Source organism: Robertkochia aurantiaca, assembly GCF_020166495.1.
Taxonomy (GTDB): Bacteria; Bacteroidota; Bacteroidia; order Flavobacteriales; family Flavobacteriaceae; genus Robertkochia; species Robertkochia aurantiaca.
Genome location: NZ_JAINZS010000004.1, coordinates 406,056 through 418,922, shown reverse-complemented (window position 1 = coordinate 418,922; position 12,867 = coordinate 406,056). Strand labels below are relative to the sequence as shown.

Annotated in this window: 13 protein-coding genes; 9 read left to right on the top strand and 4 right to left on the bottom strand. The window is 43.7% G+C overall.

Features of this window, described 5'->3' with window-relative positions; all coding sequences use genetic code 11:
* Nucleotides 1-92 precede the first annotated feature (92 nt).
* From mutY to gldD, 4 genes are read left to right on the top strand one after another with little or no spacing between them, the layout of a single operon-like run.
* Nucleotides 93-1,130, top strand: coding sequence for an A/G-specific adenine glycosylase (gene mutY / locus K7R10_RS07715; protein WP_224484103.1), 1,038 nt, complete (start codon nucleotides 93-95; stop codon nucleotides 1,128-1,130).
* 60 nt (nucleotides 1,131-1,190) lie between these two features.
* Entirely contained in the window at nucleotides 1,191-1,643 is a 453-nt protein-coding gene (locus tag K7R10_RS07710; protein ID WP_224484102.1) for a single-stranded DNA-binding protein, read from the top strand.
* Between the two features lie 26 nt (nucleotides 1,644-1,669).
* A complete protein-coding gene (locus K7R10_RS07705) occupies nucleotides 1,670-2,992 on the top strand; it encodes a gliding motility-associated protein GldE (protein WP_224484101.1) in 1,323 nt (440 codons plus the stop codon).
* Nucleotides 2,989-3,546, top strand: a complete 558-nt coding sequence (gene gldD / locus K7R10_RS07700) for a gliding motility lipoprotein GldD (protein ID WP_224484100.1) — start codon at nucleotides 2,989-2,991, stop codon at nucleotides 3,544-3,546. Before K7R10_RS07705 ends, gldD begins: the two co-directional genes overlap by 4 nt.
* Before the next feature lie 49 nt (nucleotides 3,547-3,595).
* On the opposite strand, the gene K7R10_RS07695 is transcribed toward gldD, so the two are convergent.
* Entirely contained in the window at nucleotides 3,596-4,027 is a 432-nt protein-coding gene (locus tag K7R10_RS07695) for a hypothetical protein (protein WP_224484099.1), read from the bottom strand.
* Nucleotides 4,028-4,274: 247 nt separating this feature from the next.
* Here K7R10_RS07695 and K7R10_RS07690 point away from each other — a divergent pair, with 247 nt between their 5' ends.
* The gene (locus tag K7R10_RS07690) at nucleotides 4,275-5,150 is read left to right on the top strand and encodes a DMT family transporter (RefSeq protein WP_224484098.1); all 876 of its coding nucleotides are present in this window, start codon (nucleotides 4,275-4,277) and stop codon (nucleotides 5,148-5,150) included.
* A 64-nt stretch (nucleotides 5,151-5,214) separates the two neighbouring features.
* Here K7R10_RS07690 and K7R10_RS07685 read toward each other — a convergent pair whose 3' ends face one another.
* Nucleotides 5,215-7,284, bottom strand: a complete 2,070-nt coding sequence (locus tag K7R10_RS07685; RefSeq protein ID WP_224484097.1) for an insulinase family protein — start codon at nucleotides 7,282-7,284, stop codon at nucleotides 5,215-5,217.
* Nucleotides 7,285-7,291: 7 nt separating this feature from the next.
* On the bottom strand, nucleotides 7,292-8,608 hold the full coding sequence (locus K7R10_RS07680; RefSeq protein WP_224484096.1) for a M16 family metallopeptidase: 1,317 nt from the start codon (nucleotides 8,606-8,608) through the stop codon (nucleotides 7,292-7,294).
* 172 nt (nucleotides 8,609-8,780) lie between these two features.
* Here K7R10_RS07680 and K7R10_RS07675 point away from each other — a divergent pair, with 172 nt between their 5' ends.
* The 4 genes from K7R10_RS07675 to K7R10_RS07660 all read left to right on the top strand — a co-directional run bounded on the left by K7R10_RS07675 (nucleotide 8,781) and on the right by K7R10_RS07660 (nucleotide 11,012).
* Nucleotides 8,781-9,242, top strand: coding sequence for a DUF4199 domain-containing protein (locus K7R10_RS07675; RefSeq protein ID WP_224484095.1), 462 nt, complete (start codon nucleotides 8,781-8,783; stop codon nucleotides 9,240-9,242).
* A gap of 98 nt (nucleotides 9,243-9,340) precedes the next feature.
* A complete protein-coding gene (gene rplU / locus K7R10_RS07670; RefSeq protein ID WP_224484094.1) occupies nucleotides 9,341-9,868 on the top strand; it encodes a 50S ribosomal protein L21 in 528 nt (175 codons plus the stop codon).
* 27 nt (nucleotides 9,869-9,895) lie between these two features.
* On the top strand, nucleotides 9,896-10,156 hold the full coding sequence (gene rpmA / locus K7R10_RS07665; protein ID WP_224484093.1) for a 50S ribosomal protein L27: 261 nt from the start codon (nucleotides 9,896-9,898) through the stop codon (nucleotides 10,154-10,156).
* A 271-nt stretch (nucleotides 10,157-10,427) separates the two neighbouring features.
* A complete protein-coding gene (locus K7R10_RS07660) occupies nucleotides 10,428-11,012 on the top strand; it encodes a DUF3332 domain-containing protein (protein WP_224484092.1) in 585 nt (194 codons plus the stop codon).
* Nucleotides 11,013-11,063: 51 nt separating this feature from the next.
* Here K7R10_RS07660 and pckA read toward each other — a convergent pair whose 3' ends face one another.
* On the bottom strand, nucleotides 11,064-12,638 hold the full coding sequence (pckA, locus tag K7R10_RS07655) for a phosphoenolpyruvate carboxykinase (ATP) (RefSeq protein WP_224484091.1): 1,575 nt from the start codon (nucleotides 12,636-12,638) through the stop codon (nucleotides 11,064-11,066).
* Between the last annotated feature and the right edge of the window lie 229 nt (nucleotides 12,639-12,867).

The following is a 12,867-nucleotide window of genomic DNA, read 5'->3' as shown; positions in this document are numbered from 1 at the left end:
AAATATATAAATTAAATAATCAATTTATAAACTGTAATTGATTAAAATTTAACCATATATAGTTGCTTCAAGTTCTAAAATCACACCAATATATGGCTTTTTCACCAATTATAAAAAACTGGTATTCAGATAATAAGCGTAATTTACCATGGCGCCAGTCATCTGATCCTTATAAAATATGGTTGTCTGAAATTATTCTTCAACAAACGCGTGTGGCTCAGGGTTTGCCTTATTATGAACGGTTTATCAGCCATTTTCCTGATGTGCATTCGCTGGCTGAAGCCGAAGAAGAGCAGGTGCTTAAGCTTTGGCAGGGGTTGGGGTATTACTCCAGAGCCAGAAACCTGCATCATGCGGCTCGACAGGTCTCTCATGAAATGAACGGGGATTTTCCCGGTACAGCGGCCGGACTCAAGGGCCTGAAAGGGGTGGGCGAGTACACGGCGCATGCCATAGCCTCCTTCTGCTATAACGAACCTGTGGCGGTGGTAGATGGTAATGTCTACCGGGTACTGGCCAGATACTTTGGAATTGATCTTCCTGTGAACAGTACGGCAGGGAAAAAGCTCTTTGCCGGGAAGGCCGCCGAAGTGCTCGACAAGAATGATCCGGCCACCCATAACCAGGCTATCATGGAGTTCGGGGCCCTGCAGTGTGTTCCCGCTAATCCCGATTGCGAGAATTGTCCTTTGAGTAAGGAGTGTGTGGCTTTTCAGACCGACCGGGTATCAGACCTGCCTGTGAAGACCAAAAAGAATAAGGTGAAACGTCGTTTTTTTAATTACCTGGTAGCCCTGTATGATAATAAGGTGATCCTGCAACAGCGCACGGGTAACGATATATGGAAAAACATGTATGAGTTTCCTCTGATCGAAACCTCCGGTCCGGCAGAGCGTGAAGAACTTCAGGAGAAGATCAGAGAATCTTCCATTCTCCCCGACGACGACTTCATTATGGAGCCTTACCATGAAGAGGCATTGATCCATAAATTATCACATCAGCATATACATACACGGTTCTGGATCATACACTGCAACTCTCCCCTTGAAAAGGCGGTTGATAGAGAAAAGGTCAACGAGTATCCCATGCCTGTGCTGGTTGCGAATTTTGTCAGGGAATTAGATTTTTAGATTGAGTAATTTTTAAATACATTTATGACCACCTGTAAACGTTAAATAAACAAAGGAAAAATGAGTGGAACATTGAATAAAGTTATGTTGATCGGCCATCTCGGAGATGATGTTAAACTAAAGTACTTCGATGGCGGTAATTGTGTGGGGAATTTTCCTTTGGCGACCAATGAAAGCTATACAAACAGACAGACCGGTGAAAAGGTAACACATACCGAATGGCATAATATAGTGGTGCGTAATAAGGCGGCAGAGGTTTGTGAAAAGTACCTGAAGAAAGGTGATAAGATCTATGTGGAAGGAAGGATCAAGACACGTCAGTGGCAAGGGGAAGATGGAAACAATCGGTATACTACAGAGATTCAGGTGACAGATTTTACCTTTCTCTCGAATAACCCGGCACCGCAGTCAGGTGCACAAAGTGGAAATCAGTCAGCGCAGAACGATATGAAAAGACCGGCTCCACAACCACGGCAACAGGAAACTGAAGACGACGACGATCTACCATTTTAATACATGTTTAATTAAATATTTCGCTATTGGACCCTGATCCCGCGAGTTTATTGTCCTTATTTCTGTCCTACGAAACCGCTAATGTCCTCAAGCTGATCGTGCTTTTGATTTTGCTGGGATGTTCAGCCCTTGTCTCTGGTGCCGAGGTTGCACTTTTCTCGCTGTCTCCTTCAGATATACTCGAGTCAAAGAATACAGATGCAGTCAAGGGTGATATTATCGCAAGGCTGCTGGAAAAGCCGAAAAAGCTGCTTGCCACCATCCTGGTCGCCAACAACTTTATAAATATTGCCATTGTACTCCTTTTTAGTTCCCTGAGTGAATTTATCTTTGGAGGTCTTCAGATGACCATCGGTTTCTTTGATCTCAGATTCTTACTGGAAGTAGTGGTGGCAACATCATTGATATTGCTTTTCGGTGAAATACTTCCGAAGATATATGCAAGCAGGAACAAGATCAAGTTTTCATTGATGATGGCACACCCGCTGAATGTGCTGGATAAGATTTTGTATCCGCTCAGCATGCCCATGCGCTCGGTGACGCTTTACCTTCATGAGCACCTGGGAAAGCAAAAGGCGAATATCTCTGTTGATCAGCTTTCACATGCTCTTGAACTCACCTCTGAAGAAGATACCACCAAGGAGGAGAAGAAGATCCTGCAAGGGATCGTCTCCTTTGGGAATACCGATACGAAGCAGGTCATGCGGCCGCGTATCGATATTTTTGCCCTTAATGAGGAGATGAAGTACCCTGAAGTACTTGAAGAAGTCGTTGCGAACGGGTATTCACGCGTTCCGGTTTTCAGTGAGAATATGGATCATGTCACAGGAGTGCTTTATGTAAAAGACCTGTTACCTTACCTGGATCGGAAAACGCTTGATTGGGTTTCATTAAAGCGTCCGCCTTATTTTGTGCCTGAAAATAAAAAGCTCGATGACCTGTTGCGGGAGTTCCAGGAGATGAAAAATCACCTGGCCATCGTGGTCGATGAATACGGAGGAACGTCTGGCCTGGTTACGCTTGAAGATATCATCGAGGAGATCGTGGGTGACATCAGCGACGAGTTTGATGTTGAAGACCTCATCTTTTCCAAGCTCGATGAACGAAATTTCGTTTTTGAAGGTAAAACGGCACTGAAAGATTTTTACCGGGTGATCAAGCTTGATGATTACTCAGCTTTTGAAGAAAATAAGGGAGAATCTGAAACCATAGCCGGCTTTGTGCTGGAGATCGCACGGAACTTTCCCAGAAAGGGTGAAAAGATCGTGTTTAATAATGTGACCTTTGTGGTCGAAGCCCTCGATAAAAAGCGAATTAAACAAATTAAAGTGACCCTGAATCCCATATGAGAAATTCACTGTTTATACTGATCTCGTTGTTTTTAGTGGCTTCATGCCGGGAAGAGCCTACTCCGAAACCTAAAGGGTTATTAAGGCTCGAGTATGAGTCTGCCTCATATGAAAGCCTGGATATTGACTGCCCTTACCGTTTTGAAAAGAACAGCCGGGCACAGGTAGACGGGCAGAGAGACTGCTCCCTGGTGCTGCAGTACCCCGCCATGAATGCCAGTATTTTTATTACTTATAAAGAGGTTGATAACAACCTTAATGCCCTATTAAACGATGCTCAGAAGTTAACTTATGAGCATGTGGTGAAGGCCGATAATATTACCGAACAACCTTTTATCAATGAAGATGATCGGGTATATGGCATGTTCTATGAGCTCAGGGGTGATGCTGCTTCTCAGTCTCAGTTTTATGTTACCGACAGCACCAGACATTTCCTGACCGGAAGTCTGTACTTCAATAGTAAACCCAATTATGATTCGGTATTTCCTGCCGCGATCTACCTTGAAAATGATATCAGAAAGATCATGGAGTCCCTGCGCTGGCAGGAAAAATAAACAGGAGCCGGGTTTTGGATGTACACCGATCTTGGTTTTCTGAAGGTTTTTAATCTGGTGAGTTCGTTTGATCCAGAAGATTTTGAGCTTGTTCGATACTGGAGTTGATCTGAGTTTTCAAAGCCTTAACCTTTTCCTCTTCCTCGTCCAGCCATTCCTTTTTTTGCTGACTTAGTTCTTTGCCTTTCATGATCTCTTCTGAATCGAATCTTTCGCCGAAACCTCTCATCCAGTCCATCATAGACTGATGGGCATCCTGCAGATCTTTAATGGCAGTGTTGTAGGGTTCCGGATCTGCAATGGTATCGCTTATGGGTTTTAATTCGGCTACAAGGCTTCCTATGGTGCCCATCTTGGGCATTACCTCATCGTGTATCGTCATTACCTGCTGCATTTGGGAAGGTCCCTGTGAGGTGTTGGATTCTTGTTCTTTACATCCAAAAACAAATAGAATAACGAAAAGTATGATCAGATGTCTCATGAGTTCATCGGTTTTGTGTAAAGATACATCATAATCATGCTTTAGATTTTGTCTCAGGCCTAATTGCACCAAAGGGTCTCTTTTTTGAAAGGGTACATGGTTTAATAGTCTATGGAAAGATTGAATGATCATAACCTGTTTTTACGGCGAGGGAATAAGCAAGACGGCAATGGGGTATAGAATAAAACAATACCACAGGAAAGGTTATTGATAAAAAAATCAGGATTTTTGCAGGCTGAATACTGCTATGGAAGAAGAAAAGAAAAAGTGGATATATCTGATCATACTTTCCCTGGTTTGGGGGAGTTCCTATATTTTGATCAAAAAAGGTTTGCAAGGTCTGTCACCCTTGCAGCTTGGAAGTGTACGAATACTGTTTTCAACGGTATTCCTTTTTATCATCGGGTTTCGTTCGATTCGGGGGCTTAGTAAGACCGACTGGAGATGGATCGCACTCTCTGCTCTCTGCGGCACATTTCTACCCGTCTTTCTCTTCGCTTTTGCAGAGACTGAGATCGACAGCAGTATTGCATCGGTTTTAAATTCTCTGGTGCCCTTGTTCACGATTATGATCGGTTTTGTAATATTTGGAATTCGTTTCAGCAAGAGTCAGCTCATAGGGGTGCTGCTTGGCCTGGCCGGAGCACTTATCCTTATCCTGCAGGGTTCAAGGGTGAATCCCGGACAGAACTACTTCTATGCTCTTTTGGTGGTTACGGCAGCCATTCTTTATGCGGCAAATGCCAATATTATCAAATCACGGCTTCAGAATGTATCTGCGATGGCTATCGCAGTGGGAACCTTTGCCCTTATGGTGATCCCGGCTTGTATTATTTTATTCTTCAGTGGAATTTCAGATCCCCAGGTAACGAGCTCTCCTGATTTTATCCCTTCCCTGTTGTATGTGCTGCTTTTGGCGGTGGTAGGTACCGGGATAGCCAAGATCATGTTCAATAAACTCGTACAGATTTCCTCGGCGGTTTTTTCTACCCAGGTGACCTATCTCATCCCGGTGGTGGGTATCTTCTGGGGTCTTTTAGACCAGGAGCGTTTCACCATGGTCCAGGTTCTTGGCTCTGCCGTGATCCTCTTCGGGGTGTACCAGGTAAATCGCGGACGCTAGTACTTTCATAAAACAAAAAAAGCCGACCATCAAGGGCCGGCTTTTTAAGGTTTGTGATTTGATTTTATTGAAAATCTGAATCGCTTATGCCTTCATTGATTTTGACGTAGACCACATTCATCTCGATTTCCTGCGGACCTACAGTCTGGGTCATTTTAAAAGGGAACATGACTCCTTTTACATCCTGATAATCGCTCAGGTTCGATTGTTGCAGCATCGTTTGCTGTCCCATTTTAACAGTGGATTCTTCGCGCAGTTTCAGGCCTGTTTCCACGTCGTAATAGTAATTCTGGTTATCAGATACCTTTACAACGTAAGCGTCGCGTTCTCCGATCTTACTGATTCCCTCCAGACTTACCTGGTCGGAGTCCAGCCATTCCAGTTCAGGGAACGGCATGGCGGTTTTTCGCATTTCTTCAACCCTTTCCTTTGGAAGTGCCTGCTTGCGCCCCTGGCTTATAACGAACGCCGAGTCTCCGGTAAACACCTGCTTGGAAAGTGAATTGCCCTGCATTTTTGTGTCTACCAGGAACTTGCCCTGTGCTTTCTTTATTTCCAGGTCCAGGTTCATTCCCTGCATGCTGGCCTTTGCCGTCATAAATACCGATGCAACGTCTTCCAGCTTAGCCTTTCCGCCAACTGCTTGGATATAATTATTCAATACGGTACCGATGGTAACTCCTTCAGGTACATCTGAACCAAATTCGGGTTTATCTGTTTTATTTGCTTTTTTATCATAATAGAAGATGGGGATGTTTCTGCCCTTATAAGAGAGCTTTTCAAGGTCCGGGATTACTTCACTTCCTTTTCCTACCACAACGATTCGCATCTGTCCCGGGTTCAGGTATTTTTTTGCTACCCTGGAGATGTCCTCACGTGTCACGGCATCGATCTGTTCAAGATAAGTGCGGTAGAAATCTTTTGAAAGGTCGTTCACCTCTATGTTCAGCGCCAGGTTAGCCATGGTTTCTGAATCTTCGAGTGCCATGACGAAATTTCCTGTATACTTCGCTTTCGCGGTTCTTAACTCTTCGTTGCTTACTTCTTTTTCTATGAAATTATCTATCTCTTCCAGGAATGCGATCACTGCACTGTCTGTTACTTCGTTACGCACACTCGCGCCCGCACGAAACAGCGAAGGGTTGTATTTGTCGTTTCCTATGCTCGAGTAAGCGCCGTAGGTATATCCCTTTTCTTCACGCAGGGTTTTAAAAAGTCGGCCGGCAGATCCGCCTCCGAGTATATAATTGGCAAGGATTACAGGGAAGTAATCGGGGTCAGACATCTTCAGTTCTACCAGATTCTGCACCTTGATCTCAGATTGCACCGCATTGGGCATGTCTACAAAGTTGATCTGCCGGTATTGTGCATCAGAGGGTTTTGAATAGGTGAGGGAAAGCGGAGATGCTTTTTTCCAGGTACTGAAAGCATCGGTTATCTTTTTCTTTATAGCCTCATATTCGACATCTCCCACCACTACCAGATAAGCTTTCGAAGGTGCAAATTGATCCTGGTAAAAGTCAATCACATCATTTAAAGCTACGCGATTGACACTTTCTTCGGTTACGAACTCTCCCTTCGGATGAGCCTTCCCGTAAGCCAGAGCGTTTGAAACGGTGTTCGAAATCTGGGAGACATCTTTTTCGGAGGTCTTCAGCCCTTCTATCAGCTTTTTCTTTTCATCTTCGAAGTACTCGGGCTTGAAGTTTGGATTGATCGCTGCGTCTGACATGAGCTCCAGAATTCTGTCTGAATAGCGAGACAGCCCGGTGGCGAAAGCAGAATTCACACCAATGGAAATTCTGGCTCCCAAAAAATCGACCTCTTCGTTGAAATCATCTTTTGAGATGGTTTGTGTTCCCTGACCGAGCATTCTGCTGGTCAGCGTTGAAACTCCGGTTTTCTCTCCTTCGGCTATGGGCGGGTTGTCAAGGGTCAGCGAGTAGCTTACCCGTGGTAATTTATGATCTTCGATGATCAGTACCTTCAGTCCGTTAGGCAATTCAAAGCTTGTCGGTGACTTTAGGTTGATCTCTGGTGCCGGGCCCGGTTGAGGTACAACGGTACGGTCGACCTGTGCCTGCAGTGTTGTGATGCTTAAAAGTGCAATTAGTGTGAAAAATATATTTTTCATGATTTTTTTATTGATTGTTTTCAGGTAAGTATTCAATAACGGCTTTTTGTCGTGGCAACAAGTATTTGATGGCCACGTCTCTTATGTCTTCTCTGGTGATGTTTCGGTAGATTTCCAGTTGGGAATTGATCAGGTTCGTATCTCCGTAAAGCATGTAGTAATTAGCCAGGTTATTGGCGATGCCTTCAACGCTCGAATTAGAATTCACAAAGCTGTTTTCAAACTGATTTTGAAGTTTCTGATAGTCTTTTTCTGATATCAGTTCGGTTCTCAGTTTACTGACTTCCTCTTCGATTTCCTGTTCAAGGGTTTCCAAAGGGGTGTCGCCCAAAGGAAGGGAGAAGACTATGTACATGCCGTAATCTTCCTGTTCCAGGTTAAAAGCACCCACCTGAAGCGCCTGTTTCTGTTCGTCGACCAGCTTCTTGTAAAGTTTTGAAGATCGGCCTCCGCTCAAATATCTTGAGATCATGTTAAGCACGTATGAATCTTTGGACTGCTGACCCGGGGTTCGGTATGCTGTGATAAGTGCCGGAACCTGAATGTTCGGATCGTAAGTCTTAAGGTTTATTTGCTGTTCGATGGGATCTTCGAGAGGGTAATTTCTCTGAACCTCGGCGCCGCGGGGTATGGGTCCGAAATAGTCTTCGACCAGTTCTTTGGTACGAGACAGGTCGATATCTCCCGCGATTACCAGTACCGCATTGTTTGGGGCATAATATTTTTCGAAATATTCTTTGAATTCTTCAAGGGTGGCTGCGTCGAGATCTTCCATATAGCCGACATTCGGGTCTTTATAGGGGTGTTCTGAGAACAGGGCCTTGGAGACAACCGGCAATAACTGACCGTACGGACTGTTGTCATAACGCATGCGTTTTTCTTCCTTGACCACCTCGTTCTGGGTGTCAACACCTTCCTGTTTTATGACAGGGTGCAACATGCGTTCAGACTCCATCCAAAGCGCCAGTTCCAGATTATTTGAAGGGAAGGATTCATAATAATAGGTGACGTCCTGACTGGTATACGCATTACCGCTGCCGCCATGTGATGACACCAGTTTATCCCATTCTCCTTTTTCGATGTTCTCGGTTCCTTCGAAAAGCAAGTGTTCAAAAAAGTGTGCAAATCCGGTTCTTCCCTCTTTGCGGTCTTTACCACCCACGTGATACATTACCGATGTAGTGATTACAGGAGCTGAATTATCCTGGTGAAGTATAACGTGAAGGCCATTATCAAGGTCGTACTCTTCAAACTCCACTTTTTGAGCTCCGGCATAGCAGACCGTGAACAAAGCCAGGAATCCGGCTAGAAACTTCTTTTTCATATGATTCATTATTTTTTAAGTTGATGAAAAAAACTACAATGTTACAGATTTTTTTCTACGGGTAAAAATACTTAAATTCTCTCAGAACCGAGGAGTGGTATGGAAATTTTAGATGATTTTAACCTGCTCCATTTCAAAATTTTGTAATTTATCAATCTAAAAATCAACTTAAATGAATCCCGACAGAATACATATTCGATATGGCCTGGTAATGGCCGTTGCACTTATTGCCTATTTTTTAATCGTTAAGCTGTTTGGTCTGCACGAAAATCCCTGGTTGCGTCTTCTTAACGGAGTTATCATGGCATATGGACTTTATTCGGCCATACGCTACAGAAGAGTACTGGAAGGGAGTGATTTCAGCTATTATAAAGGCTTTAAGACCGGTATCTATGCCGGTTTTCTGGCGACATTGATCTTTGTGGGTTTTATGGCCGTGTATATGTTTCACCTGGATCCCGACTTTCCTGAAAGCATAATGACCACCTGGATGAAAGATTATAACCAGGGACCTGGAATTCTGATTTTTATTCTTACCGTAGAGGGTTTTGCTTCCACTGTGGTGCTCACCCTGGCATTCATGCAGAAATTCAAACCCAGCTGGAACAGCAAAAAATCTGCTCAAAAGGCCTAAATACGTTTGGAGTTTAATGAATTAGCAGTATATTTGCACCCTCCAAAAATTCAGTTTGGAGACCATATACTATAAAATAATTCATTAATAATAACGTTATGTACGCAATTGTAGAGATAGCAGGGCAGCAGTTTAAAGTTGCGAAAGATCAAAAGGTATTCGTACATCGTTTGGCTGGAGAAGAGGGTCAGAAAGTTACTTTTGACAACGTACTTCTTCTTGACAACGATGGAGATGTTACCCTTGGCGCCCCGGCTATAGACGGAGCCGCTGTGGAAGCGAAGGTCCTGAAGCACCTGAAAGGTGACAAAGTAATCGTCTTCAAAAAGAAAAGACGTAAAGGTTACAGAGTTAAGAACGGTCACAGACAAGCTCTTACTGAGATAGTGATCGAGGATATTCTGGCCAGCGGTGCTAAAAAGAGCAGTGCAGCCAAAGCCAAAAGTAACCCTGTACCAGCACCACAACCTCAAAAGGTAGCAGAACAGAAGAAAGAAGCCAAGCAAAGCGAGGCTGATCTTTCAGACAAAACTGTAGCAGAGCTGAGAGAATTGGCCAAGGATGCCGGAATCACCGGATATTCATCCATGAAAAAGGCTGAATTGATCGAAGCGCTTAATAAATAAAGTATAACCGAATAAAACCGTAATAAAATGGCACACAAAAAAGGAGTTGGTAGTTCCAAGAACGGTAGGGAGTCAGAATCGAAACGCCTCGGGGTGAAAATCTTCGGAGGTCAGGCTGCCACTGCCGGTAACATCATCGTAAGACAACGTGGTACCGCTCACAACCCTGGTGAAAATGTATACATGGGAAAAGACCATACATTACACGCTAAAGTTGACGGTATCGTAAGATTCGAAAAGAAAAGAAACGATAAATCATACGTTTCTATAGAGCCTTTCCAGGCTTAAGCAGATTTCGATACAAAATTAAGGATCCTTCCAACCTTCGGGGTGGAAGGATTTTTTATTTTAAGACAGTGCCCAAACCTGACGCCTCAATCTTTCAAAAGCGACCTGTCTGTTTCCTAGTTACGCCTGTTATAAGCCTTAACCGTCGTTTTTATTCGGTGGTCCGATACGAAACTTTTCCTTCGCACAACATTCTAATTATTAGGTAATTAAAATAGTTTGCTGCGTATTTTTTTATAAATTAGAGTAATAAACCATAAAAATCAGAATTATGAAAAAATTACTCGTATGCTGTTTGTTGTCATCATCTATCCTTTTCACGAGCTGTCTGGGTTCCTTTGCAGCCTTCAATAATCTGAAGGATTGGAACATGGGGGTGTCTGATAGTAAGTTCATCAATAACCTGTTGTTTTGGGGACTAAATATCATACCTGTCTATGGTATTTTCATGATTGGAGATGTTTTTATTTTTAACGTACTCGAATTCTGGACCGGGAATAACCCTGTAGCGATGGAAGAAGGAGAGTCAGAACTGCAAATGGTGGAACATGATGGCAATACCTATAAAATGGTGGCTACCAAGAACCGTATGCAGATCTCTATAGTGGAAGGTCCTAAAAAAGGCAATAAGATCGATCTTCTTTACAAACCAAGTGAGAGATCATGGAATGCCATTACACCTGAAGGAGAAATCATTAAACTTTCTTCTTTCGAAGATGGATTTAACATGGTTTACCTGCCTGATGGTGAAACCATCCGTATTGACGCAGAAATGAATAAAGACCATGGAATACAAATGATCAATGAATACATTGGTTGTTATACCGGTCAGGGAATGTTCGCAGAAGCCAAATAAGGTACAAGTGATCAACAAGCTCAATAAAAAGCCCGCTTTAGGCGGGTTTTTTTATGGTCCGGCGCCGATGATTTTTGGGTCGGTTTTTTCTTCGAACTGTTTGAAGTTTTCACGAAACAATTTTACCAGTTTATTCCGGGTTTGCTCATAGGCTTCCTGGTCTTTCCAGGTGTTTTTTGGGATCATCAGTTCATCCGGTACCTCAGGACAATGCAAGGGGACCTCGAATTTGAAGGCGCTGTCTTTTTTGGTCTCCACTCCTTCAAAATCACCATTGTGAATGGCATCTATCATAGCCCTGGTGTATTTGAGTTTTATTCGTGATCCCTCCCCGTAAGGTCCGCCTGTCCAACCGGTATTGACCAGCCAGGCATTTACCCGGTGTTTTTTCATTTTATCGGCCAACAGACGGGCATAATCATTCGGGTGCCACATCATGAAAGCTGCTCCGAAACAGGCGCTGAAAGTGGCAGATGGCTCGGTGACTCCCATCTCGGTACCGGCTACCTTGGCGGTATAACCCGAGATAAAATGATAACAGGCTTGTTCCGGATTCAGCCGGCTAACCGGTGGTAAAACCCCGAAGGCATCACAGGTAAGAAAGATGATGTTTTCCGGATGACCTGCCAGGCAGGGTAGTTGAATATTATCAATGAATCTGATAGGGTAGGAGGCTCTGGTATTCTGGGTGATGCTGGTGTCTGTGTAATCCACTTCCCGGGTCTTGGGGTCATAGACTACATTTTCAAGTACTGTGCCGAATCTGATAGCACGAAAAATGTCGGGTTCATTTTCTTCCGAAAGATTGATCGCTTTTGCATAACAACCGCCTTCAATATTAAAGACACCCCTGTCGCTCCAGCAATGCTCGTCATCGCCGATAAGCCGCCTTTCCGGGTCAGCGCTCAGTGTGGTCTTTCCCGTTCCCGATAAGCCAAAAAGAATGGTCACATCATTTTTTTCTCCCACGTTGGCACTGCAGTGCATCGGAAGAACGTCCTGCAGGGGCATCAGATAATTCATCACCGAAAATATGCCCTTTTTCATTTCTCCGGCATATTCGGTACCCAATATCACGATCTCCCTTCGTTCCAGATCAACATCGATAGAGGTCTTGGAGGTCATTTGAGAAGTGTGTCGGTTGGCTGGGAACTGGCCTGCATTGAAAATCACATAGTCGGGCTCCCCGAAATTTTTGAGTTCCTCAGTGTCAGGCATGATCAGCATATTACTCATAAAGAGGGCGTGATAGGCCCGGGTGCATATGATCCTGACCTTTAAACGATATTCAGGGTCCCATCCCGCATAGGCGTCGACCACGAAGAGCTGCTGCCGGGTATTAAGATAATCGGTGGCTCTTTCACGGTTTACCAGAAAAGTGTGCTCATCGAGTTCAATATTGATGCTCCCCCAATCGATATTTTTTTCAGAAGCTTCATTGCGAACCACTCTTTTGTCTTTCGGGCTGCGACCCGTTTTTGTCCCGGAATAAGTTAAAAGAGCTCCTTTATCTGACAATGCCGTACCCTTTTCCTTTTTTAAAGCAAGCTCATACAATACGGGTGCGCTGGCATTGCGGTAGATATTTTCTGTTTGGATGTCATACTGTTCGAGCGTGAATTCCATAGAGATGTTTTTGTTAGCGTCATGAACTGCGATACGTTTTAAAATGATCGTGTCATTAGCTGATTTGTGATTTCCTTAAGTAAATTAATTCGTTTAAAATATCAGGGGTAATTTTTCAGCCTAATAACCTTTAGACTCGATAAGATTCTGTAAATCAAATCAATAAAATACGATTCTGTTTTGATGTTCCTGATGTTTTTATACAGCTTTCAATTTTTTAGAAGGAGAT